At 57.2% G+C, this 26,419-nt stretch carries 30 protein-coding genes; 17 read left to right on the plus strand and 13 right to left on the minus strand.

What is annotated here, in order from left to right; all coding sequences use genetic code 11:
* Window position 1: 1 nt before the first annotated feature.
* The 3 genes from I9187_RS03790 to hrpB all read right to left on the minus strand — a co-directional run bounded on the left by I9187_RS03790 (window position 2) and on the right by hrpB (window position 4,633).
* Window positions 2-1,480, minus strand: coding sequence for an inorganic phosphate transporter (locus I9187_RS03790; RefSeq protein WP_171619669.1), 1,479 nt, complete (start codon window positions 1,478-1,480; stop codon window positions 2-4).
* Between the two features lie 89 nt (window positions 1,481-1,569).
* Complete coding sequence (locus I9187_RS03795; RefSeq protein WP_245222999.1) at window positions 1,570-2,046, minus strand: NUDIX hydrolase; 477 nt, start codon at window positions 2,044-2,046, stop codon at window positions 1,570-1,572.
* A 133-nt stretch (window positions 2,047-2,179) separates the two neighbouring features.
* On the minus strand, window positions 2,180-4,633 hold the full coding sequence (gene hrpB, locus I9187_RS03800) for an ATP-dependent helicase HrpB (RefSeq protein WP_171727650.1): 2,454 nt from the start codon (window positions 4,631-4,633) through the stop codon (window positions 2,180-2,182).
* Between the two features lie 173 nt (window positions 4,634-4,806).
* Here hrpB and meaB point away from each other — a divergent pair, with 173 nt between their 5' ends.
* From meaB to I9187_RS03820, 4 genes are all read left to right on the plus strand, one after another.
* A complete protein-coding gene (meaB, locus tag I9187_RS03805; RefSeq protein WP_171177758.1) occupies window positions 4,807-5,778 on the plus strand; it encodes a methylmalonyl Co-A mutase-associated GTPase MeaB in 972 nt (323 codons plus the stop codon).
* A 185-nt stretch (window positions 5,779-5,963) separates the two neighbouring features.
* Window positions 5,964-6,251: a 50S ribosomal protein L28 gene (gene rpmB / locus I9187_RS03810; RefSeq protein WP_171094054.1), complete on the plus strand. Its 288-nt coding sequence runs from the start codon at window positions 5,964-5,966 to the stop codon at window positions 6,249-6,251.
* 409 nt (window positions 6,252-6,660) lie between these two features.
* A complete protein-coding gene (locus tag I9187_RS03815; protein ID WP_171177756.1) occupies window positions 6,661-7,011 on the plus strand; it encodes a hypothetical protein in 351 nt (116 codons plus the stop codon).
* A gap of 42 nt (window positions 7,012-7,053) precedes the next feature.
* Complete coding sequence (locus I9187_RS03820; protein ID WP_171177754.1) at window positions 7,054-7,545, plus strand: copper chaperone PCu(A)C; 492 nt, start codon at window positions 7,054-7,056, stop codon at window positions 7,543-7,545.
* 91 nt (window positions 7,546-7,636) lie between these two features.
* Here I9187_RS03820 and I9187_RS03825 read toward each other — a convergent pair whose 3' ends face one another.
* Window positions 7,637-8,245, minus strand: a complete 609-nt coding sequence (locus I9187_RS03825) for a DUF308 domain-containing protein (RefSeq protein ID WP_171177751.1) — start codon at window positions 8,243-8,245, stop codon at window positions 7,637-7,639.
* A 60-nt stretch (window positions 8,246-8,305) separates the two neighbouring features.
* A complete protein-coding gene (locus I9187_RS03830) occupies window positions 8,306-9,004 on the minus strand; it encodes an NAD-dependent deacylase (RefSeq protein WP_171619673.1) in 699 nt (232 codons plus the stop codon).
* Window positions 9,005-9,031: 27 nt separating this feature from the next.
* On the opposite strand from I9187_RS03830, the gene I9187_RS03835 reads away from it, so the two are divergent.
* Complete coding sequence (locus I9187_RS03835) at window positions 9,032-9,475, plus strand: low molecular weight protein-tyrosine-phosphatase (RefSeq protein ID WP_171177747.1); 444 nt, start codon at window positions 9,032-9,034, stop codon at window positions 9,473-9,475.
* Here I9187_RS03835 and I9187_RS03840 read toward each other — a convergent pair.
* On the minus strand, window positions 9,472-10,425 hold the full coding sequence (locus tag I9187_RS03840) for a LysR family transcriptional regulator (protein WP_171238185.1): 954 nt from the start codon (window positions 10,423-10,425) through the stop codon (window positions 9,472-9,474). The genes I9187_RS03835 and I9187_RS03840 overlap by 4 nt on opposite strands.
* Window positions 10,426-10,491: 66 nt before the next feature.
* Window positions 10,492-10,800 (minus strand): hypothetical protein, encoded by a 309-nt coding sequence (locus tag I9187_RS03845; RefSeq protein ID WP_171177743.1) that lies wholly within the window; start codon window positions 10,798-10,800, stop codon window positions 10,492-10,494.
* Window positions 10,801-11,064: 264 nt separating this feature from the next.
* On the opposite strand from I9187_RS03845, the gene I9187_RS03850 reads away from it, so the two are divergent.
* The 5 genes from I9187_RS03850 to I9187_RS03870 all read left to right on the plus strand — a co-directional run bounded on the left by I9187_RS03850 (window position 11,065) and on the right by I9187_RS03870 (window position 15,823).
* Window positions 11,065-11,595 carry a hypothetical protein gene (locus I9187_RS03850; RefSeq protein WP_171727630.1) on the plus strand — a complete coding sequence of 177 codons (531 nt, stop codon included), beginning with the start codon at window positions 11,065-11,067 and terminating at the stop codon, window positions 11,593-11,595.
* Between the two features lie 118 nt (window positions 11,596-11,713).
* Window positions 11,714-13,513 carry a translation elongation factor 4 gene (gene lepA, locus I9187_RS03855; RefSeq protein ID WP_171619677.1) on the plus strand — a complete coding sequence of 600 codons (1,800 nt, stop codon included), beginning with the start codon at window positions 11,714-11,716 and terminating at the stop codon, window positions 13,511-13,513.
* Between the two features lie 230 nt (window positions 13,514-13,743).
* Window positions 13,744-14,619 carry a DUF2971 domain-containing protein gene (locus tag I9187_RS03860; RefSeq protein WP_209509540.1) on the plus strand — a complete coding sequence of 292 codons (876 nt, stop codon included), beginning with the start codon at window positions 13,744-13,746 and terminating at the stop codon, window positions 14,617-14,619.
* Window positions 14,620-14,945: 326 nt separating this feature from the next.
* A complete protein-coding gene (locus tag I9187_RS03865) occupies window positions 14,946-15,266 on the plus strand; it encodes a hypothetical protein (RefSeq protein ID WP_171177735.1) in 321 nt (106 codons plus the stop codon).
* A 107-nt stretch (window positions 15,267-15,373) separates the two neighbouring features.
* The gene (locus I9187_RS03870; RefSeq protein WP_171177734.1) at window positions 15,374-15,823 is read left to right on the plus strand and encodes a hypothetical protein; all 450 of its coding nucleotides are present in this window, start codon (window positions 15,374-15,376) and stop codon (window positions 15,821-15,823) included.
* A 1,116-nt stretch (window positions 15,824-16,939) separates the two neighbouring features.
* Here I9187_RS03870 and I9187_RS03875 read toward each other — a convergent pair.
* Window positions 16,940-17,077 carry an entericidin A/B family lipoprotein gene (locus I9187_RS03875; RefSeq protein WP_171177732.1) on the minus strand — a complete coding sequence of 46 codons (138 nt, stop codon included), beginning with the start codon at window positions 17,075-17,077 and terminating at the stop codon, window positions 16,940-16,942.
* A 61-nt stretch (window positions 17,078-17,138) separates the two neighbouring features.
* Window positions 17,139-17,480, minus strand: coding sequence for a metalloregulator ArsR/SmtB family transcription factor (locus I9187_RS03880; protein ID WP_209509541.1), 342 nt, complete (start codon window positions 17,478-17,480; stop codon window positions 17,139-17,141).
* 363 nt (window positions 17,481-17,843) lie between these two features.
* Here I9187_RS03880 and I9187_RS03885 point away from each other — a divergent pair, with 363 nt between their 5' ends.
* From I9187_RS03885 to I9187_RS03910, 6 genes are all read left to right on the plus strand, one after another.
* Window positions 17,844-18,476 carry an ATP-dependent Clp protease proteolytic subunit gene (locus I9187_RS03885; RefSeq protein WP_171177728.1) on the plus strand — a complete coding sequence of 211 codons (633 nt, stop codon included), beginning with the start codon at window positions 17,844-17,846 and terminating at the stop codon, window positions 18,474-18,476.
* A 131-nt stretch (window positions 18,477-18,607) separates the two neighbouring features.
* On the plus strand, window positions 18,608-19,876 hold the full coding sequence (gene clpX, locus I9187_RS03890) for an ATP-dependent Clp protease ATP-binding subunit ClpX (protein ID WP_171177726.1): 1,269 nt from the start codon (window positions 18,608-18,610) through the stop codon (window positions 19,874-19,876).
* A 158-nt stretch (window positions 19,877-20,034) separates the two neighbouring features.
* The gene (locus tag I9187_RS03895; RefSeq protein WP_171177725.1) at window positions 20,035-20,397 is read left to right on the plus strand and encodes a RidA family protein; all 363 of its coding nucleotides are present in this window, start codon (window positions 20,035-20,037) and stop codon (window positions 20,395-20,397) included.
* Window positions 20,398-20,477: 80 nt separating this feature from the next.
* A complete protein-coding gene (locus I9187_RS03900; protein WP_171177723.1) occupies window positions 20,478-20,861 on the plus strand; it encodes an NADH:ubiquinone oxidoreductase subunit NDUFA12 in 384 nt (127 codons plus the stop codon).
* Window positions 20,862-20,872: 11 nt separating this feature from the next.
* Window positions 20,873-21,325, plus strand: coding sequence for an outer membrane lipid asymmetry maintenance protein MlaD (gene mlaD, locus I9187_RS03905; protein ID WP_171177721.1), 453 nt, complete (start codon window positions 20,873-20,875; stop codon window positions 21,323-21,325).
* Entirely contained in the window at window positions 21,322-21,690 is a 369-nt protein-coding gene (locus tag I9187_RS03910; protein WP_171177720.1) for a DUF2155 domain-containing protein, read from the plus strand. Before mlaD ends, I9187_RS03910 begins: the two co-directional genes overlap by 4 nt.
* On the opposite strand, the gene aat is transcribed toward I9187_RS03910, so the two are convergent.
* The 4 genes from aat to I9187_RS03930 all read right to left on the minus strand — a co-directional run bounded on the left by aat (window position 21,645) and on the right by I9187_RS03930 (window position 24,872).
* The gene (gene aat, locus I9187_RS03915; protein WP_171177718.1) at window positions 21,645-22,277 is read right to left on the minus strand and encodes a leucyl/phenylalanyl-tRNA--protein transferase; all 633 of its coding nucleotides are present in this window, start codon (window positions 22,275-22,277) and stop codon (window positions 21,645-21,647) included. The two genes, I9187_RS03910 and aat, sit on opposite strands and share 46 nt — an antisense overlap.
* 51 nt (window positions 22,278-22,328) lie before the next feature.
* A complete protein-coding gene (accC, locus tag I9187_RS03920) occupies window positions 22,329-23,675 on the minus strand; it encodes an acetyl-CoA carboxylase biotin carboxylase subunit (protein ID WP_171177716.1) in 1,347 nt (448 codons plus the stop codon).
* A 9-nt stretch (window positions 23,676-23,684) separates the two neighbouring features.
* Window positions 23,685-24,185 carry an acetyl-CoA carboxylase biotin carboxyl carrier protein gene (accB, locus tag I9187_RS03925; RefSeq protein WP_209509542.1) on the minus strand — a complete coding sequence of 167 codons (501 nt, stop codon included), beginning with the start codon at window positions 24,183-24,185 and terminating at the stop codon, window positions 23,685-23,687.
* 150 nt (window positions 24,186-24,335) lie between these two features.
* Entirely contained in the window at window positions 24,336-24,872 is a 537-nt protein-coding gene (locus I9187_RS03930; RefSeq protein ID WP_171177712.1) for a helix-turn-helix transcriptional regulator, read from the minus strand.
* Window positions 24,873-25,083: 211 nt separating this feature from the next.
* On the opposite strand from I9187_RS03930, the gene I9187_RS03935 reads away from it, so the two are divergent.
* A complete protein-coding gene (locus tag I9187_RS03935) occupies window positions 25,084-26,376 on the plus strand; it encodes a short-chain fatty acyl-CoA regulator family protein (protein WP_171177710.1) in 1,293 nt (430 codons plus the stop codon).
* Window positions 26,377-26,419: the final 43 nt, after the last annotated feature.

Here is a 26,419-nt window from a genome sequence, read left to right on the forward strand (position 1 = left end):
CTTAGGCGAAAGCAGTTAGCATCCAAAAGATTATGGCTGACATGGTCGCGGCAGCAGGTACGGTGATGACCCAGGCCGCTACGATGGTCATAAAATGCGAGCGCCGCACCAGTTTACGACGGCGGTACTCTTCGGGTGCCAGATTATGCCCTGTTGCACGCAGCAGGTTGGCGCGTTTACGTCGCCGTTCGGAGTCCCACTCGCGGAAAAAGCCCACACCAAAAACTGCGCCAACTGCGATATGGGTCGAGCTGACAGGCAGCCCCAGCCAACTGGCCACGATCACGGTGATCGCCGCCGAAAGGGCGACACAGAAAGCCCGCATAGGGTTCAGCTTGGTGATCTGGCTACCGACCATCCGGATCAGTTTGGGGCCAAATAAGAACAGACCAAAGGAAATCCCAAACGCGCCGATAATCATTACCCAAAGCGGAATTGAGACCTTCGACGCGAAATCCCCGAATTCTGCCGCGTGCACAATCGCGGCCAGAGGGCCAACCGCATTGGCCACGTCATTTGCGCCATGTGCGAAACTCAGGAACGTGGCCGAGATGACCAGCGGCAAGCCAAACAGAGCTTTCAGTGACCGCGTTCGGTTTTCAAGCCCTTCGGACTTGCGTCGCACCCATGGGATGGTGGCGGACCAGGCCAGCAGACCTGCGGCCAACCCGATTAGCAGCGCCATCTCAAGTTCGATTTTAACGATGCGTTTAAGCCCCTTTACGGCAAGATAAGTGGCAAAGGCCCCTGCCATCACTGCCACAAGGATGGGCACCCATTTGCGGGCCGCCGCGATCTTATCATTCTGATATTGAATCTTGGTCTGGATCAGCGCCAGAAAACCGGCGGAAATCAAACCACCCAGTACAGGCGAGATCACCCAACTGGCCGCAATTGCGCTCATCGTGCCCCAACTGACTGCACTTAGCCCCGCTGCTGCAATCCCGGCCCCCATGACGCCTCCGACAACCGAGTGCGTAGTCGACACAGGCGCGCCGACCCAAGTTGCCAGATTGACCCACATGGCCGACGAAATCAGTGCTGCCATCATCGCCCAGATGAAAACGTTGCTGTTCTGAACAGACGCAGGATCAATGATCCCTTTGGAAATGGTCGAAACCACATCACCACCTGCCAGCAACGCACCTGCGCTTTCGGCGATGGCCGCGATCAAGATGGCCCCGCCCATAGTCAGTGCGTTTGCACCAACGGCTGGACCCATGTTGTTGGCCACATCATTTGCGCCAATGTTGATCGCCATATAGGCCCCAAAAGCGGCAGCGGCGACCACGATGTAGCTGCCATCGGCCTGACCAAACAGAACGGCCGCTGTCAGTCCTGCAACGACCATGAACGCCAACGCGATTCCCGGTGCCAACAAAGGACGGGAAACGTGTATGTTGGCGTTTTCAACGCGAGAAATGCGATGCAGGTCGCTGTCCAGCGCCTGCCAGCGCGGCTTGGGGTTTGTGTCAGACATGGGCTTGATCAGTTTTTCAAAGACGGCCCGCAGCTAACGTTTCGATGCTGCAAGGACAAGCCGCATGTCATCAATTTGTTGCGAAGTTGTTACATTTGACGCAGCAGCGACTGTAGTTCAGGTTCCTGCACCTGCGTGGCGGCTTCGGCCGGTGAAAACCACTTTCGTGTCCGCTGATGGGCTTCGGGGAAGTCTTCGACCAGCTTGCGCACCACAATCCGGTATACATTGGTCAGCACCGGTTGCGTCGACCCGTCCTTGAGGATTTTGTCGTAAGTAAAGTGACCGATGGGTTTCTTGTCCACCTTGTCCGCCCGCACTCCGGCCTCTTCCCAAGCCTCCTGCAGCGCCGTTTCGGCCCCGTCCAGACCGTCAATCGGCCAGCCCTTTGGAATGATCCAGCGCCCGGTATCCCGACTGGTGATCAACAGAACCTCATTCTGCCCTTTGTGTTTTCGGGTGCACAAAGCCGCGAACTGCACCCGTCTGGGGCGCAGGAACAAAGGCCGACCAACCTCTTCCCAGATATTTCGCAGTTTTGAACCCATCCGCAGCGTATCAACCATATCCTGTCATCGGAACTGAAGGGACGTAACAGTGGAAATGTTGAATTTCAATTAAATCTTCAGATTTTCCGTATTCGTGAGCAGTTTTCGGTTCGAGTGGCTGAACACTGTTTCAGCCCCGGTCGATCTTGCCTTAGCCGCGTCTGCGCTTTGCCCTCAGCGTTGGGTCGGCTTGTGTTGGGTCTTCCGGCCACGGGTGTTTTGGATACTGGGCCCGCATATCCTTGCGCACGTCCGCGTAAGAGCCAGCCCAGAATCCGGGTAGATCGCGGGTGATCTGGATCGGACGTTGCGCAGGTGACAGAAGGGTAATTTTCAGCGGCGCGCCCCCGACAACCGGGTGACTCGAAACGCCGAACAATTCCTGCAACCGGACCGAGATTTCTGGCACCGCTGCACTGTAGTCAATCGGCACCTTGCGTCCTAGCGGTGTTTCAAACGATCCCGGTGCACGGCGGTCCAGTTCTTGCGTCTGTGCCCAATCCAAACGGGCGCGCAGGGCGGGTAACAGGTCGAAACGCTTCCAATCTTCCGCGCTTTTGACGTCTGAGAGCATCGGCAGCAGCCAATCCTCCAAGTCGGCCATCAGGCCTTCGACCGAGAAATCGGGCAGGTCGGTCCCGTCTGCGCGCACCAGTTCGACCCGGGCTGCCAGTCGACCGGCGGCCCCGTCCAGTCGCAGCCCTAGGTCGCGGACCCCGTCCAGCATGGCCCGCGCGACATCTTCATCCGGGACTTCCTTCCAGATACGATCATCCAAGGTGATCGCACCGAACCGTTCCTGTCGTCGTGACACAACCCGGCGTTCGCGTTTCGACCACGTGCAACTGTCAACCCAGGCGATTTGATCGCAAAACAAATCCCGGATCTCTTGTTCCGAGATCTGCGTGGCCATGCGTACCTTTGCTTCGCGCGGGTTGCCATCCGTATCGTTCACAACCAAGTAAGGCGCGCCCGCCAGCGTGTCACCATTGTCCAGAACAACGCCCTTGCCGCCCGACAGCACATAGCGCGGTGCTTCTCCTTTGCGCCGCTGTCCGACGCGATCAGGGTAGGCCAGGGCGACCATGGCCGCAGGGCTCAGGCGCTCGGACCCGTTCTTGGCCTGCGCCCGCAGTCTTTTGGTTTCGGCCTGGATACGGTCTATGGCGCCCATATTCACCTGCCATACGCGGTTACGCTGAAACGCACGCACGTCGCGCAACGCCTCTTGCCGTAGCGCGATATCGACCGGGGCGCCGCGCAAGGGGTCACGTTCAGCCATAAGTGCCGCCAATGGCGCAGCTTGCGAACCTGCGCTTTCCAACATGTGACCCAGCCGGGGGTGCAGAGGTAACGCGGCCAAGGCTCGCCCGTGATCAGTGATCCGCCCCTTATCGTCCAGTGCGCCAAGCATCGTCAGCAATGCCCGTGCCTCGGCCAGTGTTCCGTCGGGCGGCGGTGTCAAAAAGGCCAGATCATTGGCGTCCGCGCCCCACAACGCCAGTTCCAACGCCAGTCCGGTCAAGTCAGCTGCCTCGATCTCGGCGGGCGGGTAGGCGGCCAGCGCGCCTTCTTCACCTTTTGACCACAGCCTATAACACACGCCTTCGGCCACACGGCCCGCGCGACCCGCGCGTTGCGTCGCTTCGGCCCGCGTCACGCGTTCTGTGACCAACCTCGACATGCCCGAGCCCGGATCAAACCGTGCCCGCCGCGCTTGCCCCATATCCACGACCACGCGGATATCTGGGATGGTCAAAGAGGTTTCGGCAATCGACGTCGCCAGCACCACTTTGCGCCCGCTTTTAGCGGGGGCAATCGCTGCGCGCTGGGCGGCAAAGGGCATTGCCCCGAACAATGGATACACGGCACAGGCTTCAGATAGTCTGGCTTTCAAGGCGGCCTCGGCCCGCCGGATTTCGCCTTCACCGGGCAGGAACACCAAAAGACCACCTCCTGTGGCGCGCGTTTCACGTTCGGCCTGTACCACCAGTTCTACCAGCGCATCCAAACGACGTGCTTGTAGCCCCAAGGGGCGATCCAGCCAGCGGGTCTTGACAGGAAAGCTGCGCCCCTCGGACGTGATCAGCGGGGCGTCCATCAATTGGCCAACGGGCTCGGCATCCAAGGTGGCAGACATGGCCAGCAGGATTAGGTCATCCCGCAGCGCACCTGCCACCTCGAGGCACAGCGCAAGCCCCAGATCAGCGTTCAAAGAGCGTTCGTGGAATTCGTCGAAAATCACCGCGCTGATACCGGGCAGGTCAGGGTCTGATTGCAGCATTCGGGTCAGGATGCCTTCGGTGACGACCTCGATCCGCGTGTCCTTGGACACTTTCGCATCGCCACGTACACGGTAGCCCACGGTCTGCCCCGCGCGCTCTCCCAGAGTTTCGGTCATCCGCTCTGCCGCTGCCCGCGCAGCCAGCCTTCGGGGTTCCAGCATCACGATCTTGCCGTCGCACAGATCGGCCTCGAGCATCGCCAACGGCACCCGCGTGGTCTTGCCTGCGCCTGGCGGTGCCTGCAGCACTGCGCGTCCACGGGCACGCAAGGCATTCAGCAAGGCGGGAACGGCGTCATCTATTGGCAGGCGATTGGTCATGTGCACCTTATCCGCCATCGTGCTGGCGGCGTCCAGTTCCCGCACTTGCACAAGCTGCAGGCCATGAACGAAATGCCGCAGGATTTGTTTTGCGCGCAATTCCCGTGCTCTTCGGTCTGGACAAATACCCCCCGACCACGGCAACTATTCCTGCCTCAGGGAACGGAACAAGCATGCAGACAGACAGTTTAAGTGACAGGATATTGAACGGCGAGCGTCGTGCGCTGGCGCGTGCCATCACTCTTGTCGAAAGCAATCGTGCTGATCATCGGGCGCAAGCCAGCGAGCTTTTAACTCAGCTTGCGGGATCGGGACGTCAGGCGTTGCGGATCGGTTTGTCGGGGACGCCCGGGGTTGGCAAGTCCACCTTTATTGAAAGCTTCGGCATGATGCTGACTGGGCAAGGACTGCGCGTGGCTGTTTTGGCGGTCGATCCGAGCTCGGCACGTTCGGGTGGTTCGATTCTGGGCGACAAAACCCGGATGGAACGCCTGAGTCGGGAAAAAAATGCCTTTATCCGGCCTTCTCCCAGCCAAAGCCACCTTGGCGGCGTAGCCCGTCGTACCCGTGAGGCCATCGCCCTGTGCGAGGCGGCGGGTTATGATGTGGTGCTCATCGAAACGGTTGGTGTGGGGCAGTCGGAGACGGTTGTTTCCGAGCTGTCGGATCTGTTCCTGCTGTTGTTGGCCCCTGCGGGCGGAGACGAATTGCAGGGTGTGAAACGCGGCATAATGGAGATGGCCGACATCATCCTGATCAATAAGGCTGATGGCGACCTGAAGGCCACTGCCACACGCACCTGCGCGGACTATGCGGGCGCGTTGCGATTGCTGCGTAAACGTCCGCAAGATCCCGAAGGTTTTCCCAAGGCCATGACCGTATCAGCGGTTGAAGAACATGGGCTGGAGCAGGCGTGGGACGAAATGCAATCCTTGACCCAATGGCGTCGGGACAATGGCATTTGGGAAGCCAATCGCGCGGCGCAAGCACGGTATTGGTTCGACCAAGAGGTGCGTCATGCTCTTCTTGCGCGACTCGACACACCGCAGGCCAAGGCCGAGATGGAGCGTCTGAACGCCGAAGTCTCAGCCGGGCATTTGAACCCGGCAAAAGCGGCAGAGGAACTGCTCGGTGCGCTGACCTGATGGTCGGGTTTGGTCGGGGAGCCTACGGGCTGTGCAAAATAAAAGATTTCGCGCGGCCTGTCTTGACCCTCCCGGCGATTCCCACTACACGCATCCAACCAGTTTTCGGGCGCGACTTCGGGTTGCGCCCCTTGTGATTTGGCCAAGGGTCTGAAGCCCGGCCTCCAGAAACAAAGGAAGAAACCATGTCGCGCCGTTGCGAACTGACCGGAAAAGGCCCGATGACTGGCAACAATGTCAGCCACGCCAACAACAAAACCAAACGTCGTTTCCTGCCGAACCTGAACGACGTCACCCTGCAGTCCGAGACCCTGGGTCGCGGTGTTAAACTGCGCATCTCGGCAGCTGCGCTGCGCTCGGTAGACCACCGCGGTGGTCTGGACGCGTTCCTGGCTAAAGCCAAGGACGAAGAGCTGTCGGCAAACGCTCTGAAAGTGAAAAAGGAAATCGCCAAGGCGCAAGCCTCGGCCTAAGCCTTTATTCTCTTACGTAATTCAAGGCCCCGTACCCTTTTGGTGCGGGGCTTTTTTGCTCTGTGGCTATATGGCGGCAATTCGCATTGTTCCCGAATTCGAAATAATTTTTCTCGATTGGTGAATTTCTTCACATACAGAGATTCGAATCTGACTTAACGTTAGGTCATTCATCAGGCGGGGGCCCGAATATGTCGTTAAAAAGTTTCTACATTTTTCTTTTTCTGGCCGCTGTGCTCCGCAAGGCAATTGCAGCCTGCGCGCAGATACAGCGCAAAGTGAACCAGTCGCACACCAGCTTTACTGCAAGCGAAGTGAAACGACCTGGGGTGGACTACTGAGAACCGCTTCAAGCGCGACCCTTTAGCGCTTGAAGCGCCTTTGCACGCTGACCTATACCAAGGTCAGGATGAGACCTAAGACCGCCAGTATTCTGCCGTTTGTTTTATCCCTGCTTCTGGTGCTGACCGGGCAGGGTCTTGCCATGTCGCGCGGCATGAATAGTGCTGTTGGCCAGATGGTATTGTGCACCGGAAATGGCCCGGTCGTTGTCTACATGGATGAAAGTGGGCAACCTATTGCGCCACCGCACTATTGCCCGGATTACGCGCTGTCCCTCATGGGGGCAATTGCCGCGACCCATCCCACATTGCCCGCAGCGCCGGAACTTGCGCAACCCGCGCCATTGCGAGATGTGGGCAACCAGATCGCATTGCCGGTGCCGCGCGCTCCGGCCCGCGCGCCGCCTTCTGTTGTTTGAAACCCATCTTTTCTAAAGTTTTGAACAACAAGGAGAGGCGCGATGTCCCTCAAATCCAAACTGCTTGCAACCTTGGCCGCAGTCACGCTGGCCGTTCCCGCTCTGGCCGATGGCACCATCAAGGTGGATGACGCTTATGCCCGCTCTTCGGGCAAAACGGCCAAGGCTGGTGCCGCTTTCATGATGATCGAGAATCAGGGCGTCGCAGATGACCGCCTGATCGGCGCAACTTCGGACGCCGCGGCCCGTGTTGAGCTGCATACACACGAGGTCGACGATAACGGCGTGGCCAAGATGGTGCATGTGGAAGAAGGCTTTGTCATTCCCGCTGGCGAAACCTACATGCTGAAACGCGGCGGGGCTCATGTGATGTTCATGGGCCTGACAGCGCCTTTCGAGCAAGACGCAATGGTGCCCGTCACTCTGATTTTCGAGAATGCCGGCGAGGTCGCGATCGAGATACCCGTTGATCTGGAACGTCAAGACAAAGGTGGTCATGGCGGTCACGGATCTCACGGAGAGAGCACGGATTAAAGCGCGCCTGTCTTTGCGCCACGTTGCACCTTTTCCATGCATCAGGCCGGGCATTGCCCGGCCTGAGTGCGTTTGTTGAGGGGGGTGGCTTTTATTTATTCACGGTCTTTAGTCCGACCCGATCACCCGCTTTTCGGAACCGGGAGGCCAGCCAGAACATGACAGCAGCGATTGCAAGCGCCGAAAAGGCGATACCCCACCCAAGCGCCACCAATGCCACCGCTGGCCAGATCATCAGAACCAGCCCGACAACCAGGGCAACAAAGCCCGAAACCCGCATTGATCCGCGTTGCGGGTCTCGCTGGTGCATCTGCTGAGCGGCGGCCAGTGAACCGATCCCGATGATAAGCGCCCATGCACCCAACAGGAAAAAGGCAAGCTTGACCGTGCCTTCCGGCCAGATCAGCAGGATCAGACCGATCACTAGCGCGCCGATCGCGGCACCTCCTAAAACACCACGGCGTCCAACCCCCAAAAGAGTCAGGCCGCCATCCAGGATCAATAGTACTCCGACCAGTTGCAACAGCACGGCGATGCTGCCAGAGGGCCAGAACAGCGCAGCAATGCCAACAATCCCCGCCAACGCTCCACGCAGTAAAAAGGTCCACCAGAGATTGGATAGCTGCTCGCCCAGCAAGTCGCGCTGGGCCATGCTGCCATCCTCCAGGATTTCGCCGGTTTTGGGTTCTTGGTCGGCCATGGCTGATCCTCCAATCGTTTCGGGCGCAATCTAAGCAAAAAATATAGTGTTGTCTGCATCTTATGAGGGTCGTGCCAGCAATTGCTCAACCCAGTTAGGCACCGTCTCTGACGCCTTGCCAAGGATATATGTGTCAAACCCCGAGGCCCCAAGCGTTGGCTCCAGATTAATCTCGACGGTTTGCGCGCCTGCCGCTTGTGCCTCGTGCACAAAGGCTGCTGCTGGATAGACCTGACCCGATGTGCCAATAGCCGCAAAGAGCGACGCGCTGGCCAGATGGTCGTAAATCGCATTCATGTGGTAAGGCATTTCTCCGAACCAGACTACATCAGGACGGGCTGTTGGCCGGTTGCAGGAGGGGCAGGGTTCTGCGACCGCCATCTCGGGCGGGGCAGTCCAGCGGTGCCCACAGTTCGAACACAACGCGCCGGCCAAGGTGCCGTGCATGTGAATGACATTCCGTGCACCACCGGCTTCGTGCAGGCTGTCGACGTTCTGAGTGACAATCACCACTTCACCGGGCCAGTCGCATTGAAGCCGGGCCAGTGCTTTGTGGGCGGCATTGGGTTTCACGCCAGCCGCCTGAACGCGACGGGCATTGTAAAATCCCTGAACCAAGGCCGGATTGCGGGCAAAGCCTTCGGGCGTGGCCACATCCTCGATCCGGTGCTTGGCCCACAATCCGCCCTCATCGCGAAAGGTACCTAGCCCACTTTCAGCGGAAATTCCGGCTCCGGTCAGAATGACAATCTTTTCCATGTCCTCTCCACACGGTACAGCTTGCATATGTCACACCGTATCCTCTTTGTCTGTTTGGGCAACATCTGCCGGTCCCCTGCGGCCGAAGGCGTCTTTCGCGATCGCGCGCCGCATCACGCAACCGACAGTGCCGGAACCATGGGTTGGCACGCAGGCAACCCGCCTTACGGCCCCATGCAGGCCGCCGCAAAAGCCAGAGGATTTGACCTTAGCGACCTGCGTGCCCGACAGTTTACAGCCGCCGACTTTGATCGGTTCGATTTGATCATTGGCATGGATGCCAACAACATCGCGGATATTGAGGATCTGCGTCCTACGGGCAACGCCACGCCTGTGCGCCTGCTGACCGACTTTGCCCATGAAACCCAGTCTGATCATGTGCCTGACCCCTATTATACGCGGGATTTCGATGGTGCGCTGGATCTGATCGAAACAGCAGTAGCCGGCTTGGCCGCTCATCTGGAGCGCTAGCCGCCGATCACCTTCAACTGACCGTTCAGCCAGGGCAGTTTGTTAAGGGCCGGTTCGATGATCTGGTTTTGCATCAGCCGACGTGTCATACCTGCGACCTCCTGCGGGACCTGATCCGACCAATCGGTGCGGGCCAAAAGCGAGATCGTGCGAGAGAAATCTCCAAACGGGGCAGGGTGCGCCTCCAACCCGTCATGGAAGCGTGCCGCGCGCATGAAGCCCAGCGGCGTCGTGATTGCCCAACCCAAACCCCGCGCGACCATGGCCATCAAAGCCATGTGTGAGCCGATCTCGAACCGTTCCTCGAACTCTTTCCCGTCGCGCGCCATATGCGCTTCGATCTGGCGGCTGATCAGTTGCTCGCGCGCGTAACGCAGAAACGGCAAGCTCTCTTGCACGGCCTCGACCGCGCCCGAACCCTTTGGGGCCACCAGAATAAACGGATCGCGGACCAAAGGATACTCGATCACGCCTTCCAGCGCCTCACCGCTATGGGCGGTGATCGCCATGTGGAGGCGCTGCTCGGCCAAAGCTTCAAACAGATCGAGGCTCGACAAGGTGATCAGTTTGAATTTCGAACGGGTCAGGCTATCGGCCAGCAATGTGGCCAACCGTGGAGTCAGATCATTGTCGAAATCGTCGATCAACCCGATGGAAAGCGTGGTCAGATGACCCAACTCCATGACCGAAAGCTCGCTTTGGGCCACCTGCAATTCGGCCAGCACAGCCTCGGCCCGCGCCAGAAAGCTGCGCCCGGCCTGGGTCAGCCGCATAGGCCGCCGCCCGTGATCAACCAGATCGGTGCCTAGCGCCTTTTCCAAATTGCGCAGTTGCTGGGATACGGACGGCTGGCTGAGCCCGGTGATCTCGGCGGCCTGCGCTACCGATCCCGTCCGCGCCAAAGCCTCGAACACCTCAAGGCCCCGCAGGGTCAGCCCTTTCATCACCATCGCACATCCCTTTCGCTGCGCCTTTTCTGAGGCGCAGCGTGGATCAGGTCAAGGATTTGCGGTGCGTTAGCTGCAGATCGCCTGCGCCATCTGGCCGAAGTTTTGATACCGATCCCACAGCGCATCATCACGCGCCGTGCGCGACATTTTCAGCTCTTGCGCCTGATGGGGGTCTTCGAACCACTTCGAGACGGTCTTCTGGTCACTGCGCGTCAGTGCCTGATCTGCCACGCGCTGAATGCAGCTGCACCGATCACGTGTGGCCGCCGCCCGATCCGACGCCAGGCAGGCGCGCTTGATCTGCGCGGCCTCAACCTGCGGAGCGATGGCCGTCATCGTTGCGGCACAGAAAGCGATTAAGAGGAACTGTTTCATGCTCATGCCTCGTTTTTGCCTGCCCTGAGGGATCTTGTGCCCCTCTCAGTCTGAGCGGGAGTATGAATCAAAGTGGTTAACGGATCAATCGTACGTTGCAAAAAAGTGATTGCACGAGTCGGAAACGCCTAGCCCGCAGGGCGGGCTTCAACTCGGCATTCATCTGAAAGAGTGTAACCCGCACCCATCGCGACATAGCTTGATTGCTGGACTATTGGCTATACGGTTGTTCCAACACTCAAGTTTATGAACGCGGAAGTTTTAATGAAACTAAAAACAACAGGACTATTCTTAATCGCGACTTTGATGTTTGTGTTCGGCATGGCAGAGCAAAGCACTGCTCAAGATCGATCAGACGACCTGGATAGACCTGTCAGAGTGCTCATTTCAGGCATCTCCGGTCAACTCGCCACTGAAGTAACCGGCGGGGATTTCAATCAGAAGATCGACTTCAACTATCCTTCAAAACAACTTTCTGATTTTGACCTTATGGTAATTTTTACCGACCATTTTTTTGAGGCTCTCGATGAAGAAATCGTAAGGGCGCTCGGATTTGTCGAAAGCGACTTTCAAAGTAATGATGAAGACAATTTTCTAACCGTATTGACGGCGGAGTTTGAGGGGGATGAAACACCATTCCCAATCCTCGTGATTAACCGGCGCCACTTCTATGCTCGGGATCGAACTTGCCATGTTCCTTTGCTTAGGGACCTAATTTTGAAAGCTGATTGGCCTGGCGTTCTTGATCGAGAGCGGGACTATAAGCTGGCTTCAGATTGCGGGAATTCATCGTAGGCTCAAGCAATTGTCAAACGGCTTGCCGAGGTGAACAAGTCGAAGGACGTTGTATAGTATCGTCGGCGCACTCAATCCACCTTGACCAACCCACGATTCCTCTACATATCCCCAACCCATGACAGACCTCGCTCATATCCGCAATTTCTCCATCGTCGCGCATATCGACCATGGCAAATCCACCCTTGCTGACCGGCTCATCCAAGAGACCGGAACGGTCAAGGATCGCGACATGAAGGAACAGCTGCTCGACAGCATGGATATCGAGCGCGAGCGTGGCATCACCATCAAGGCCAACACGGTCCGCATCGACTATACGGCGGATGATGGTGAGCATTACGTTCTGAACCTGATCGACACGCCCGGTCACGTGGACTTTGCTTATGAGGTCAGCCGGTCCATGCGCGCGGTCGAAGGCTCTTTGCTGGTTGTGGACTCGACTCAAGGAGTCGAGGCGCAGACGCTCGCGAATGTCTATCAAGCCATCGACGCCGATCATGAGATCGTGCCGGTGCTCAACAAGATCGACCTGCCTGCCTCCGACTGTGACCGTGTGGCCGAACAGATCGAGGATGTGATCGGCATCGACGCGACTGATGCCATTCAGGTCAGCGCCAAGACGGGGCAGGGCATCCACGAAACGCTGGAAGCCATTGTGAAACAGCTGCCCGCACCGCAGGGCAACTTGGATGCGCCACTCAAGGCGATGCTGGTGGATTCGTGGTACGACGCTTATCTGGGCGTCATCGTTCTGGTCCGCATCATGGACGGCACGCTGAAAAAGGGGATGCGGGTCAAGTTCATGTCGAACAACACGCTGCACCATGTCGACCGCGTCGGCGTTTTCCGTCCCGAGATGGAGATGGTCGACAGCCTCGGCCCCGGTGAGATCGGTTTTCTGACCGCATCCATCAAACAGGTCCGCGACACCCGAGTGGGTGACACGATCACCAATGACCGTAACGGGACTGAGGACGCGCTGGACGGCTTCAAACCCGCGCAGCCGGTGGTGTTCTGTGGCCTGTTTCCTGTGGACTCGGCCGAATTCGAAGACCTGCGGGATGCGATCGACAAGCTGGCGCTGAACGACGCCAGCTTCAGCTTTGAAATGGAAACCTCGGCCGCGCTGGGCTTTGGCTTCCGCTGCGGCTTCCTGGGGCTTCTGCACCTTGAGGTCATCCGCGACCGCATCGAACGCGAATATGATATCGAGCTCATCACCACCGCGCCGTCGGTGATCTATCACGTCTACATGAAAGACGGTGAGATGATCGAGCTGCACAACCCCGCCGACATGCCCGACCCGTCCAAGGTCGACCATATCGAGGAACCGCGTATTAAGGCGACTATTCTGGTGCCCGACGAGTATCTGGGTGACGTACTGAAACTCTGCCAGGATCGCCGCGGCATCCAGCTGGACCTGACCTATGCCGGTAGCCGCGCCATGGTCGTCTATGACCTGCCGCTGAACGAGGTCGTCTTCGACTTCTACGACCGCCTGAAATCAGTGACCAAAGGCTATGCCTCGTTCGACTACCAGATGACCGGCTATACCGAGGACAATCTGGTCAAGATGTCGGTGCTGGTGAATGACGAACCGGTCGACGCGCTGTCGACCATGGTTCACCGCGACCGGGCCGAGATGCGGGGCCGGGCGATGTGCGAAAAGCTCAAGGACCTGATCCCGCGCCACATGTTCAAAATCCCGATCCAGGCCGCCATCGGAGGCAAAGTCATCGCCCGCGAGACCCTCTCGGCCCTGCGCAAGGACGTGACCGCGAAGTGTTACGGAGGCGACGCCACGCGGAAGCGCAAACTGCTGGACAAGCAGAAGGCGGGTAAGAAAAAGATGCGCCAGTTCGGAAAGGTGGATATCCCTCAGGAAGCGTTTATTTCCGCACTTAAAATGGATTCTTAATCCATTTTAAGTGCGAGTGCGCGAAAGCGTTTGGCGCAGCCAACTGCGTGCGGCACCCGGTGCAGTAATAGTGCTGGTGGACAGCTAAAGGCTGGCCATTTTACGGCGGGTAGGCGAAAGCGGTTGGCGCAGCCAACTGCTTGCCCACAGGGTCTCAGCGCGAGAACCGAAGAGTTGATAATCTTGTTTTGGTGAATAAACTTGTTTCGAATAGCTTTCGAGGTAGCATTTTGCAGAACGCACTTACTGGCCTGTTTTCGGGTCTTTCTCCGCGATACTATCACTATTGTAGCGCGGCGGCATTTCTTGAAATCGTCAAAAACGGTGAGATTTGGGCTTCTGACTTAGAATCGATGAACGATCCGCGCGAAGTAAAGAATGGCCTTCCTGTAGTCAAAGACTACCTAGACAGCCTTTCATTTGCTGAGGGTTCAGAAAACCAAAAGTTTTTGGAAGAAGTGCGCGCCGCTTTCGATAACTACAAAGAAAAAATCAAATTTCTAGGCGCATCATTTACTCAGCGAAAGGACGATTTGTATTCTTGGATGAACTACTCTGATGGCGGTAAAGGGTTTTCTATCGCAATAGAAGAAGACTATTTTCCTCGGCATTGGTGGCGCAGTGTAATTTACGAGCCGCAACTATTCTCAAAAAGTATTGCGCAAACTTTTGAAGAGCATATGCGCGAGTATTCCGGTTGCGATGCGAACATGAAGGAAAAAATGCCGGTCTTTTGCGCAATCGATTTGGTCTCTTTGACTGCTTCATATAAACACAAGTCTTGGGAAAATGAGCGGGAAACGCGTCTTTTAATACCGTTTGGCTCAATGGCTGGTGAACCGAGCACATTTGAGATTTTTGGTGATCCAGAACCATTTGTTCAAAACGGCGATGTTGGGTTCAGAGCCACCCGAAACAACATTCGAGCTTTCGCTGGTCTTGACTTGGTGCATGCTGATCGAGGGGGTGGTTCGAGGCCATCAATCGCAGAAGTCATCATTGGTCCTAACAATCGGTCTGATAGGGGAGTTGTAGAGATTTTGTTGAATGATTATGGCTTCGATAACGCGACGGTTAGCGGTTCTGAATGCGAATTCGTGGAATAGTAACGTAGTCGATCGGGTTTATCCGAACCGAACCCACCCGCCCGGCGGCACCGCCGGGCCACGTCATGCTGAAAGCATGCCTCTGGCATGATCCGCCCCCGTCAAACCGTAGGTTTGCCTCCGGCAAAACGGGAGGCGCGTTTGCGCCCCGGGGCTCCGCCCGTTCGCGGCTGAATTCGTCCACTGGACGAATTCCAAGACGCCCTCACCCCCTCGGGCGGCGCTGCCCGCAATTCAAATAACCGACTAACTGTGACCAACCTCACAGCCCCAACTCCGTTCTCCTGTTAATGTTGACCTAACGGCAACCCCGGCGGGAGGCCCCTATGTCCATATCCATGCTCCCACTCATTGCCCTCGGGTCGGCCGGTCTTTATTCCGTGGCCATGATCTCGATGAAGTTCTGGTGGAAGATCCCCGGTGTTGGCCTGACCCTTCTGATCGTTGCCACGCTGTTGGCCGCCGCGACGCTGGAACTTGCCGCGCTGCGCAATGAACGGTTGGGCATCATCTATACCGGTATTCTCGGGGCCGAGGTCGTGCTGATCGCCATCTCCTCATATTTCCTGTTTGGCGAGAACTTTTCTTATCGCGAGGGGGTCGGCATCGCGCTGGTCATTGTCGGGACAGCTCTGGCATGGGCCTGAAGCCCCATTCTAAGCTCCCGGTGAACCAATCATGAAGTTTCCCTTAGGTAAGTTGTAACCTGTGCGCGCCCTCCCAATCTGTTGACCAGACGAAAAGGAGAGAGCCCATGACCAGATACATGACTGCCGGAGCAGCCGCTTTGGCCACGACACTCACCCTTGGAACGGCCGCTCTGGCCGATACCACGCCCGACCTGCGCGGCACGTGGCTGGGGTCTTACACGACCGTTCAACCCAGCCACTACTACAAGGGCGATCAGCCCCGGTTCAATCAGGCCGAATGGATGCTCGACGTCCAGATGCAGGAAGACAATGTCTTCTGGGGGCCCAGCAAGTGGCGCCGTGATGGCGATACAGAATGGAATGAGTACGAGGCCACCGGCACCATAAGTCTCGATGGCTCGGGGTCTATTGGCATCGTTGAAACCTCACCGCTGGTGATCGGAGCCAATGCGCTGATCGACGCGCGGTATGAGGATGGCAAGATCTATGCGGATTTCCGTAGCCTGCGGAATGGAACGACCTACAGCACCGTTCTGGAACGTCAGGTGAACTGAAGCGGTTCCGGCCCGGTCGGACAGTAGGGGGTATGGACCGCCGCCCGATTGTCTGCGCGGCGGAGGTGTAGGTTAGCCAGCCGGGCCGGGCCGCTTCTCAGTAAAGCAACCATTGTCTCCACCAGGGGAGGTGGGCCGGGTGGCGCACATTGCCCGCGACAGGGTTCAGTTGGTTTTGGGTCAGAATGCGGTGTTCCTCGACCCATGGGCATCTGGACCTCGCGGACCTTCAGCGCGGCGTTGCGTGCGGTGACTTACGCGCCATCCGGTCCCAGTTCATGCGATAGTGTGTTTCTCTCGCGTCTGAGTGCGCGATTCGATAGTTTGAGGCGCAGAGAACTTGTCAAACCCGGTGTTTTTCGCCCGGCAGAGTGCATGTTGGCGTTCGCGCTTGCAGCATTGCGCGGAAAAAGGGCGGTTTCTACCCGTATTGGCAAATGCTCCATCAACCCTGCGCAGTGCCGCGCTTTCTCGGATTATCCACAGAAATGTCCCTGCGGATATCAACATTTTATCCCCGTCAATTTTTCATGCTGCAGTGCTATTTTCTTGTCCGAAGCCGGCCGGAATGCCAAAGTCCTGACACCGCCCAGGATCCTCGGAGCCAAAGGCGGTACGCAAAGGGCCGGAGGGTTGGAGCGATTGAGAGGGTCTTGGGATTTTCTCTGAACTTCAAAGACTTACCGTTGAGGTCAGGTGATTGCGGGCAACCCGCCCACGTCAGTTGATCATCCTCTTGGTTTACCGATGCATGCTGTGTTTCCCTATGGGTTCGCAGCAATCGCCAAAGCCCCCTGTGGGGCTGAGGCAAAAGGATCGGAACGTCCCTCGGGGCGCGCCGACCCGGTAAGGCGTCAGGCGTATCCGAAAGGGTACATGCAAAGACCGCGTCTGCGCACCTGACGCCTTTTCCTTTGCCGGATCACGGTTTCATACAGGCTACCACTCACCCCTCTTCTGAACGGGAACGGGGCTCTTTTGCGCGAACAAAAGAGCCCCGGTATTTGGCTTGTGATCAAGTCGTAGGGCCAAGCGTCCAAGCGCGGATGCTTGGTAGTGACACCGGAGCCCGTCTTTCTTGAAATGCCGATGCTTGGTGATCAGGGTCAGAAACGCTTACAGGTTTTCCTGCACGTCTGTTGCAGCGTTCTGGATGGCATCCCCGGCTTTTTCGATGTCTTTGCCAGCGCCTTTTGCAGTTTCGCAGGCGGTCAGGGCAAACAGGCTCAGGCCAATCAGAAATACACGGATCATAGTCGTCTCCTTGGTGCTCGATAAATTTTCGGTAGCAGCTTTCTACTGACCAGACCAGTAGTTAGGAGGCGTCTCTGTCGCAGAATAGCTCGTAGACAACTTCAAGAATCCGACGTGGACGATCGTCTGCCAAACGATAGTAGATTGCTTTGCCTTCCCGCCGAGGTACGACCAATCCTTCAAGGCGCAAACGCGACAACTGCTGGGATACGGCGGCTTGCCGCGCGGACAAAAGCCCTTCCAGTTCTGTGACGGACTTCTCACCAGATACCAGATGGCACAAAATCATCAGGCGTCCTTCGTGACTAATTGCCTTTAGAAAATTAGATGCAAACGCGGCGTTTTCTACCATGCGATACATGTCTTCTTGGGGCATGTCCTGGGACAACTGTGGAAGTGCCATCGTTCTAGTTCCTTGCTAACCCCGTCAATGGGTAACGTTATCATATTACGGCGCAACTACGCCGTTCACTCACCTACATGTTTCGTGCATTTTGTTCCATATGTATAAATCAAAATACCGTGATGAGTGAAAGGGGAACCCTCGCCGCTTTTCCCCGTATACTAAGGCTGTGTGGTTTAGGCGGTGGCTCAAAAGTATTCCGGATCGCGAACAACGGGTCGAGCTGTGCGGAATTGGTGTCATCCTACATTCCTTCATCGTTCTCGCTTGCCCCCCCTTGCAGCCCCCCCGAGCCAACACTAAGACTTGGGTAATACTTGTTGGGGTAGTGTCCCGATCCATAGCAAAGCAGGCAGGTTCCGAATGTTCGATCCCGTAGATACCTACATGAATACGCTCGTTCCCATGGTCGTCGAGCAGACCAGCCGGGGCGAACGCGCTTACGATATTTTCTCACGTCTGCTGAAAGAGCGGATCATCTTCATCAACGGCCCGATTCATGATGGAATGAGCCATTTGGTCGTCGCGCAGCTGTTGCACCTTGAGGCCGAGAATCCGAACAAGGAAATCTCGATCTACATCAACTCGCCTGGTGGTGTAGTGACAAGCGGTTTGTCGATTTACGATACAATGCAGTACATCAAGCCGAAATGTTCCACATTGGTGATCGGTCAGGCGGCGTCGATGGGGTCGGTTTTGTTGGCTGGCGGCGAGAAGGGAATGCGTTTCTCCTTGCCCAACAGCCGTATCATGGTTCACCAACCCAGCGGTGGCTACCAAGGCCAAGCCAGCGACATCATGATTCATGCAGCCGAGACGCAAAAGCTGAAGGATCGCCTGTATGACATTTACGTGCGTCATACCGGGCAGACCAAAAAGGCGGTTGAAAAAGCGCTTGACCGTGACAACTTCATGAGCCCGGAAGAGGCGAAAGACTGGGGCCACATCGACGAAATCGTCGAAAACCGTGCAAAAATGGACACAGATGAGGCCTGAGACCGACACTCCGCGCCTTGGGCGCGGGGTTCATTTTGAGATTGTAGCCGCCAGAGTGCTGGCCTAAGCTGCACAAACAGGCGTAAGCGCATCCCTGACGGGGTGCAGGGACGAGGCCCGAAAGGTAGATCATGGCGACGAATTCAGGCGGCGACGGTAAGAACACGCTCTACTGCAGTTTCTGCGGGAAAAGCCAGCACGAGGTGCGAAAACTGATCGCAGGCCCGACCGTATTCATCTGTGATGAATGTGTCGAGCTGTGCATGGACATCATCCGCGAAGAGACCAAGGCCAGCGGGCTGAAGTCGTCTGATGGCGTTCCAACGCCAAAGGATATTTGCGAGGTTCTCGACGATTACGTGATCGGTCAGGCCACAGCCAAGCGTGTTTTGTCGGTGGCGGTTCACAACCACTACAAACGTTTGAATCATGCTCAGAAAGCTGGCAGCGATATTGAACTGGCGAAGTCGAATATTTTGCTGATCGGTCCCACCGGTTGCGGCAAGACTCTGCTGGCTCAAACACTGGCCCGCATCCTGGATGTTCCGTTCACCATGGCTGACGCAACGACGTTGACCGAAGCTGGCTATGTGGGCGAAGATGTCGAAAACATCATCCTCAAGCTCCTTCAAGCCAGTGAGTACAACGTTGAGCGCGCGCAGCGCGGCATCGTCTATATTGACGAGGTCGACAAGATCACGCGCAAGTCCGAAAACCCATCGATCACGCGCGACGTGTCGGGCGAGGGCGTGCAGCAAGCGCTGCTGAAGCTGATGGAAGGCACCGTGGCCAGCGTTCCGCCGCAAGGAGGGCGCAAGCATCCTCAGCAGGAATTCCTGCAAGTGGATACCACCAATATCCTGTTCATCTGCGGCGGCGCGTTTGCGGGCCTGGATAAGATCATCGCGCAGCGTGGCAAAGGCTCGGCCATGGGTTTCGGAGCCGATGTGCGCGACAATGATGATCGTGGCGTTGGCGAGATTTTCAAGGATTTGGAGCCCGAGGATCTGCTTAAATTTGGTCTGATCCCAGAATTTGTTGGGCGTTTGCCAGTTCTGGCAACGCTGGAGGATCTCGACGAAGATGCTCTGGTCACTATTTTGACAAAACCCAAGAACGCTTTGGTCAAGCAGTATCAGCGCCTGTTCGAGCTGGAAGACGTCGAACTCGACTTTACCGATGACGCATTGAAAGCGATTGCCAAGAAGGCCATCGAGCGCAAAACCGGTGCACGGGGACTGCGGTCGATCCTGGAAGACATTCTGCTGGATACCATGTTCGAATTGCCCGGCATGAAGAATGTCAGCGAAGTTGTGGTGAACGAAGAGGCCGTCGCGTCCGAGTCTCAACCTTTGTTCATCTATGCGGATGCGGCTCCTGAATCAGCTTCTGCTGGGTAAGCTGCCCTGTCGCGGCTATTGTTTTTGACAATGCGGTTGGGGGCTTTGCCCCCGCCGCCGCAGTTGATTTTCTTGGAAAAAAGTCAGGCCAAATGAACGCAGGGGTCCTGCGATGGGCATGGCGGTTTGCGGATTGCCAACAACAAAGAGGGAGCGATATGGCGATCCAGCGGATCTCATCAGGCGGCGAATTTGAGGAAAAAGTTGGTTACTGCCGCGCGGTCGTTGCCGGCGGGTGGGTTCACGTGGCCGGCACAGTTGGGCAAGGTGAAGATATTGTTGCGCAGTGCCGTTCCGCGCTGGCGACCATCGAAACTGCTCTGCAAAATGCCGGGGCAAGTTTTAAAGATGTTGTGCGGGTGACATACATGTTGCCGGATCGTATAGAGTTTGAGCCGTGTTGGCCCATTCTGGCTGAAACCTTCGGCGCAAATCCTCCGGCTGCGACTATGATTGAGTGTGGGCTGATCGACCCAAAATACAGGATCGAAATTGAAGTGACCGCGTTTCTGCCGGAGTGACGCAGGCGACCCCAGTGGCACTGGACCTTGGCGAGCCTTTGGTCCATACCTTTCCTCGACCGAAATGCCGGAGGCACCCGATGGGAATCCTGAACAGTCTTTTGCGAGCCGTGACCTGGTGGAACGGGTCCACTCTGAACACGCAGATCTATACGTCGCGTAAGGGCGTCAAAGTTGGCGAAGACAATGAAGGCAATGTGTTTTATCGAACGGCGGATGACAGCAAGCGCTGGGTGATATTCAACGGCGAGGCTGAAGCCAGTCGAGTTGACCCGGAATGGCACGGCTGGTTGCACCGCACCTGGGACGAACCTCCGACGGACAAACCTTTACCGCATAAATCCTGGGAAAAACCACATCAGGAAAACCTGACGGGTACTGCGCTGGCTTATACGCCGGCCGGATCGCTGCGTCGGGCCGAACCGGTTGAGCGCAAAGATTATGAGGCCTGGAGCCCGGAATAAGCGAGGCAAAGATGTCGAGCCATAATTGGACCGAAGTTGTTGTCGGTGGCGTCGTGTTGGCCGGTGCGCTGGCATTTGGTGTTTACGCCAGCCAATCGACGGGCCTGTCGAAGGGCGCGGCCGGGTATGAACTTGGCGCGTCTTTCAGATCGTTGGAAGGGGTCGGTGTCGGGACGGATGTTCGTCTTGCAGGTGTCAAGATTGGAACCGTGACCGGCGTGACGCTGAACGCGGATACTTATCGCGCAGACACGACCTTCACCATTGCCGATGGCGTCCTGGTGCCGGATGACAGCGCCATTGTGATCTCGTCCGAGGGGCTGCTGGGCGGAAATTTCGTCGAGTTAATGCCCGGCGGGTCACCATTCTATTTCGAACCCGGAGACGAGATTGAGGATACGCAAGGCGCGGTCAGTCTGATCTCTCTGCTGGTCAAGTTTGTGGCCGGAGATGGCAGCGAATGATCCGCGCTGCTTTAATTGCCCTTCTTATGGTCGGGACCAGCGCTGTTGCTCAGCAAAAGGTCCAGTCCGGTCCGGGGGCCATGTTGCGCGGATTGGACAAAGTCAGCGGTCAGACCGTCGATGTTGAAATGCAAAGCGGTGAGACCGAAGCTGTTTTTGGCTTGGACGTTGCCCTGGGGGATTGCCGCTATCCGGTTGACAACCCGACGGGTGACGCGTTTGCCTATTTGACGATTTGGGAAACGGGGAAAGCTGATCAGTTGTTTGACGGCTGGATGATTGCAACATCCCCAGCCCTGAACGCGCTGGATCATGCGCGTTATGATGTCTGGGTGATCCGCTGTATTACACCTGCTGCGGACTGATCTATTGATGCTGTGAAATCGGCGCTGAGATTCAGAGCCTCTTCCAGTTCCTTTTTGTAAGCGCTGCGTGGAATTTCGATGGCACCCAATGAAGCCAGGTGTGCGGTTAGAAACTGCGTATCGAACAGGTGGAATCCGGTTTGTCGCAGGCGGTCCACAAGATAGGCAAGGGCGATTTTCGACGCATCCGTTCGGCGTGAGAACATGCTTTCCCCAAAGAATGCAGCCCCCAAGGTTACACCATAGACACCGCCCACAAGTGCGGCTCTGTCCCAGACTTCAAGAGAATGGGCATAACCTGTTTGGTGCAATTGGCGGTACAGATCGTGCAGCTCTGCGTTGATCCAGGTGTCGGCCCGGTCGGCACAGCCATCCACGACGCCTGAAAAGTCCTGATTGATCGTGATATCGAACCCGCAATTGCGGATGCGGCGTGAAAGACTACGCGAGACATGGAACCCGTCCAACGGAAAGACGCCGCGAAACTTTGGATCGACCCAGAACAACTCGGGATCATCGCGATGTTCGGCCATCGGGAAAATGCCGATGGAGTACCCGTGCAGCAAAAGTTCAGCGGATAGGCTCATTTTGGGTAAGAGGGAACCGGAAGGCGTGCGCCCTCCGGTTCTTGGAGGTTACTATTCCATATTCTCCGCAAGCCAGCGCTCCAGCCAGTGGATGTTGTAATCGCCGCTGTGCAGGTCGGGTTCCTGCAACAAGGCATGGAACAGAGGGACTGTGGTATCGATGCCGTCCACGATCAACTCTCCCAGCGCGCGATCCAGACGCGCCAGAGCTTCGGCCCGGTCGCGGCCCTGAACGATCAGCTTCGCGATCAGCGAGTCATAGTAGGGTGGGATCGAGTAGCCGTCATAGAGAGCTGAATCCATCCGCACGCCCAGACCGCCCGGCGCGTGATAGGCCGTAATCTTGCCCGGGCAAGGTGAAAAGTTCGGCAGCTTTTCGGCGTTTATCCGAACCTCAATGGCGTGGCCGTTGATTTCCAGATCCTCTTGCCCAAATGACATCGGTTCGCCTGCGGCCACACGGATTTGCTCGCGCACCAGATCGACGCCAAAGATGCCTTCGGTGACAGGATGTTCCACCTGAAGGCGGGTGTTCATTTCGATGAAATAGAACTCGCCGTTTTCATAGAGGAACTCGATGGTGCCCGCGCCGATATAGTTGATCTTGGCCACGGCATCTGCACAGACCTTGCCGATCCTGGCGCGTTCTTCGGGGGTGATGCAGGGGCCGGGGGCCTCTTCAAACACTTTCTGGTGCCGGCGCTGCAACGAGCAGTCGCGTTCACCCAGATGCACGGCTTTGCCCTTGCCGTCACCGAAGACCTGAATTTCGATATGACGGGGAGTGGTCAGGTATTTCTCGATATAGACCTCGTCATTGCCAAAGGCGGCCTTGCCCTCAGCGCGCGCGGTCATAAAGGCGCTTTCCATCTCATCGGCGTTCATCGCGACCTTCATGCCACGACCGCCGCCACCAGCGGTAGCCTTGATGATGACGGGATAGCCGAATTCCTCTCCGATACGCTTGGCATCTTCCAGCGTGGGAACGCCACCGTCCGAGCCGGGCACGCAGGGCACACCCAGCGCCTTCATCGTGTCCTTGGCGGTGATCTTGTCGCCCATCACGCGGATATGTTCCGCGGTGGGGCCGATAAAGGTAATGCCGTGATCTTCGACGATCTGCACGAACTCGGCATTCTCTGACAGGAAGCCATAGCCCGGGTGGATCGCTTGCGCACCTGTAATCTCACAAGCCGAGATGATCGCCGGTACGGACAGATAGCTTTGCGGTGAAGGAGGGGGGCCAATGCAGACCGATTCGTCTGCCATGCGCACGTGCATCGCGTCGCTGTCAGCGGTGGAATGGACGGCGACCGTCTTAATCCCCATCTCGCGGGCGGCGCGGATGACGCGCAGGGCGATCTCGCCTCGGTTGGCAATCAGGATCTTGTCGAACATGGGCCCGCCTTACTCGATGATGACCAGAGGGGTGCCGAATTCCACTGCGTCGCCATCGCCAACCAGAATGCGTTTAATCGAGCCCGATTTGGGGGCGTGGATGTGGTTCATGGTTTTCATCGCTTCGACGATCAGCAGTGTGTCGCCTTCAGAAACAGAAGCACCGACGCTAATGAATGCAGGCGCGCCGGGTTCGGGCTGCATATAGACCGTTCCAACCATAGGCGAGGTGACAGCGCCAGGGTGATTGGCCGGGTCTTCTTGCGCTGCGGGGGTTTCGGTTGCGACAGGGGCAGCCGAAGGGGCGACGGCTGGTGCGGGGGCCGCGGCGGGTACTGCGACCTGAACCGGAGCGGCTGCGGCCTGTGTCATGCGGCTGACGCGCACGTTGAGGCTGTCTTCCTCGCCATATTCGCGTTTGACCTGCAGTTCCGTCAGGTCGTTTTCGCGCAGCAATTCAGCCAGAGCCTTGATGAATGCCACATCCGCTTCGTGTTTGGTATCTGTCATGAGTGTCCTCGACGGTTCCCCTTTGGCCCGTCTGTTTTTGCGGGCTCTAATCAAATTACGCAGCGTTATAGGCCAAGCAGCCGTGCATGAAAAGCGCCGACTCGCACCATTGCGAGCTGGTTTGCCGCTTAAATTAAGGGGCCGAATGGGTCACAATGGCATTCCCGACAGCTTTGCGACCAACTCAGAAAGTTTTCGAGCGCCGAACTTTTCAAGCAAGCGGGCACGATAGGCTTCGATTGTCCGATAACTCAGCCCCAGTTCCCCACCGATTTCCTTAGCCGACAAGCCGCGACACGACAGGATGGCCACCTCGCGTTCACGTACCGTCAACTCAACCAGAGGCCGTTCTTCCGAGATGTCGGAAAAGCTCCAGATACCGTGTCGGAACGGGTCATCAGGGGTGAGTGAGCGGCCCCGAGCGCGGCACCAGAACAGATCGCCATTGCGCCGCCGCATGACGCGTTCATCGGTGTAGTATCCGGTGTCGCGCATCACCTGCAGGCTGCGCTCTCCGATCCGCTCCCAATCGGCGACCGAGGGATAGAGGTGCAGCAAAGGCATATTGCGATAGTCAGCTTCCTCACCACCAAACGTGCGCGAGAACTGCAGATTGCAGCGCCGGATAATCCGGTTCTCCAGCTCTACAAGGCCGATGGGTGCGTATTCAAAGGCGGGGTCGCTCATGTGGGTATCGTGCCGGGAAACAGCACGGAAGAGAAGGGGTGAAGCAACTTCTTACATGATGATGACAAGTTGCGCTGTCGTGGAGTGTGTCTGGATTGTGTAAACTATGTAAATCGAAACAGAAAATTTTGACCTAACTAAATGAGAAATATAGTATGTTTCGAAAATAATTTGGGGTGCTTAGCTTGTCGCGGGTCAGGAGGCAACTAACATGCGTGACGCTTTGACTGGAAGCCGCATTCGCGAGCGGCGGCAGATTGCCGGGCTTAAGCAAGCGGAACTGGCCCGTTTGGCGGGGATTTCGGCCTCTTACCTGAACCTTATCGAGCACAATCGCCGTCGGATCGGGGGTAAGTTGCTGGTGGATATTGCTGCGGCCCTGTCGGTTGAACCATCGGTGTTGACGCGAGGGATAGAAGCCACGCTGGTGTCGGCCTTGCGCGAAGCGGCAGATGACGCGGTTGGCCAGAATGCAGAGTTGGACAGCTTGGAGGAGTTCGCCGGGCGCTTTACCGGCTGGGCAGGTGTTCTGGCGCAGATGCATCGCCGTGTCGTCTCGCTCGAACGAAATGTTGAGATCCTATCGGACCGGCTGACTCATGACCCCCATCTGGCGGCCTCGATGCACGAGGTTTTGTCGACCGCGGCAGCGATTCGATCTACGGCCGCGATTCTTGCGGATACTGAAGACATCGAGGCTGAATGGCGCGAACGGTTCCATAAAAACCTGCACCAGGATGCCGAGCGGTTGGCGGACAGCTCCAAGGCGTTGGTGACATTTCTGGATGAAAGCGACGCAGCCGTCGACCCGCGTGGCGTTCCGTTGGAGGAGGTCGAAGCGTTTTTCCAGGCCCGCGATTATAGTTTCACGGAACTGGAAGAGGGGGGCGCTACGGATGCCGTCGATCTGAGCAGCCTAAATACCACAGCAGCCCAAACCTTGGCACGCGAGATGTTGGAGATTTACAGGGCTGACGCCCGGGCAATGCCACTGGATGCTGTCGCCGCTCGTGTTCGGGGCGCCCAACCAGACCCTGTTGATTTGGCCCATCATTTTTCTGTCGACATGGCGACCGTGCTGCGGCGTTTGGCTTTTTTGCCAGAAAGTGTTGTTTCTGAACCGGCGGGGTTGGTGTTGTGCGATGCATCCGGCAGCATCTTGTTTCTAAAACCAACACCAGGATTTGCCATGCCCAGACATGGCGAGGCTTGTCCGCTTTGGCCTGTTTTCACGGCGCTGAACCGACCTTTGGTTCCGGTGCGTAAGCAAGTCGAGCAAACCGGGCGGGCTTCGGCTGAGTTCGAGTGCTTTGCCTATGCGTGGCCCCATGCGGTGCCGGGCTATGATCAGGATCCGGCTTATCGATCCGTCATGTTGGTACGGCCGGTTCAAGAGCAAGCCGGTGATGCACCGGTTACGCAAGTTGGGCCGAACTGCCGGGTCTGCCCCCGCAACGAATGCACCGCTCGCCGCGAACCGTCGATTTTGAGCGAAGGTTTTTGACACTTTCCTGACAGAACGCTTAATCTGATCCTAATCGGTTGCG

The sequence above is a fragment of the Ruegeria sp. HKCCE4148 genome (assembly GCF_017872495.1).
GTDB lineage: Bacteria > Pseudomonadota > Alphaproteobacteria > Rhodobacterales > Rhodobacteraceae > Ruegeria.

Coding starts and splice junctions, on each gene's coding strand:
- I9187_RS03795 (WP_245222999.1), bottom strand. CDS start 2,046: ATGGTTGATACGCTGCGGATGGGTTCAAAACTGCGAAATATCTGGGAA.
- I9187_RS03820 (WP_171177754.1), top strand. CDS start 7,054: ATGTCCCTCAAATCCAAACTGCTTGCAACCTTGGCCGCAGTCACGCTG.
- I9187_RS03790 (WP_171619669.1), bottom strand. CDS start 1,480: ATGTCTGACACAAACCCCAAGCCGCGCTGGCAGGCGCTGGACAGCGAC.
- I9187_RS03825 (WP_171177751.1), bottom strand. CDS start 8,245: ATGGCCGACCAAGAACCCAAAACCGGCGAAATCCTGGAGGATGGCAGC.
- I9187_RS03865 (WP_171177735.1), top strand. CDS start 14,946: ATGTCCATATCCATGCTCCCACTCATTGCCCTCGGGTCGGCCGGTCTT.
- I9187_RS03900 (WP_171177723.1), top strand. CDS start 20,478: ATGGGAATCCTGAACAGTCTTTTGCGAGCCGTGACCTGGTGGAACGGG.
- I9187_RS03930 (WP_171177712.1), bottom strand. CDS start 24,872: ATGAGCGACCCCGCCTTTGAATACGCACCCATCGGCCTTGTAGAGCTG.
- meaB (WP_171177758.1), top strand. CDS start 4,807: ATGCAGACAGACAGTTTAAGTGACAGGATATTGAACGGCGAGCGTCGT.
- I9187_RS03895 (WP_171177725.1), top strand. CDS start 20,035: ATGGCGATCCAGCGGATCTCATCAGGCGGCGAATTTGAGGAAAAAGTT.
- mlaD (WP_171177721.1), top strand. CDS start 20,873: ATGTCGAGCCATAATTGGACCGAAGTTGTTGTCGGTGGCGTCGTGTTG.
- accB (WP_209509542.1), bottom strand. CDS start 24,185: ATGACAGATACCAAACACGAAGCGGATGTGGCATTCATCAAGGCTCTG.
- aat (WP_171177718.1), bottom strand. CDS start 22,277: ATGAGCCTATCCGCTGAACTTTTGCTGCACGGGTACTCCATCGGCATT.
- I9187_RS03885 (WP_171177728.1), top strand. CDS start 17,844: ATGTTCGATCCCGTAGATACCTACATGAATACGCTCGTTCCCATGGTC.
- I9187_RS03850 (WP_171727630.1), top strand. CDS start 11,065: ATGAAACTAAAAACAACAGGACTATTCTTAATCGCGACTTTGATGTTT.
- I9187_RS03870 (WP_171177734.1), top strand. CDS start 15,374: ATGACCAGATACATGACTGCCGGAGCAGCCGCTTTGGCCACGACACTC.
- clpX (WP_171177726.1), top strand. CDS start 18,608: ATGGCGACGAATTCAGGCGGCGACGGTAAGAACACGCTCTACTGCAGT.
- lepA (WP_171619677.1), top strand. CDS start 11,714: ATGACAGACCTCGCTCATATCCGCAATTTCTCCATCGTCGCGCATATC.
- I9187_RS03875 (WP_171177732.1), bottom strand. CDS start 17,077: ATGATCCGTGTATTTCTGATTGGCCTGAGCCTGTTTGCCCTGACCGCC.
- I9187_RS03910 (WP_171177720.1), top strand. CDS start 21,322: ATGATCCGCGCTGCTTTAATTGCCCTTCTTATGGTCGGGACCAGCGCT.
- rpmB (WP_171094054.1), top strand. CDS start 5,964: ATGTCGCGCCGTTGCGAACTGACCGGAAAAGGCCCGATGACTGGCAAC.
- I9187_RS03845 (WP_171177743.1), bottom strand. CDS start 10,800: ATGAAACAGTTCCTCTTAATCGCTTTCTGTGCCGCAACGATGACGGCC.
- I9187_RS03815 (WP_171177756.1), top strand. CDS start 6,661: ATGAGACCTAAGACCGCCAGTATTCTGCCGTTTGTTTTATCCCTGCTT.
- accC (WP_171177716.1), bottom strand. CDS start 23,675: ATGTTCGACAAGATCCTGATTGCCAACCGAGGCGAGATCGCCCTGCGC.
- I9187_RS03840 (WP_171238185.1), bottom strand. CDS start 10,425: ATGGTGATGAAAGGGCTGACCCTGCGGGGCCTTGAGGTGTTCGAGGCT.
- hrpB (WP_171727650.1), bottom strand. CDS start 4,633: ATGACCAATCGCCTGCCAATAGATGACGCCGTTCCCGCCTTGCTGAAT.
- I9187_RS03880 (WP_209509541.1), bottom strand. CDS start 17,480: ATGGCACTTCCACAGTTGTCCCAGGACATGCCCCAAGAAGACATGTAT.
- I9187_RS03830 (WP_171619673.1), bottom strand. CDS start 9,004: ATGGAAAAGATTGTCATTCTGACCGGAGCCGGAATTTCCGCTGAAAGT.
- I9187_RS03935 (WP_171177710.1), top strand. CDS start 25,084: ATGCGTGACGCTTTGACTGGAAGCCGCATTCGCGAGCGGCGGCAGATT.
- I9187_RS03835 (WP_171177747.1), top strand. CDS start 9,032: ATGTCACACCGTATCCTCTTTGTCTGTTTGGGCAACATCTGCCGGTCC.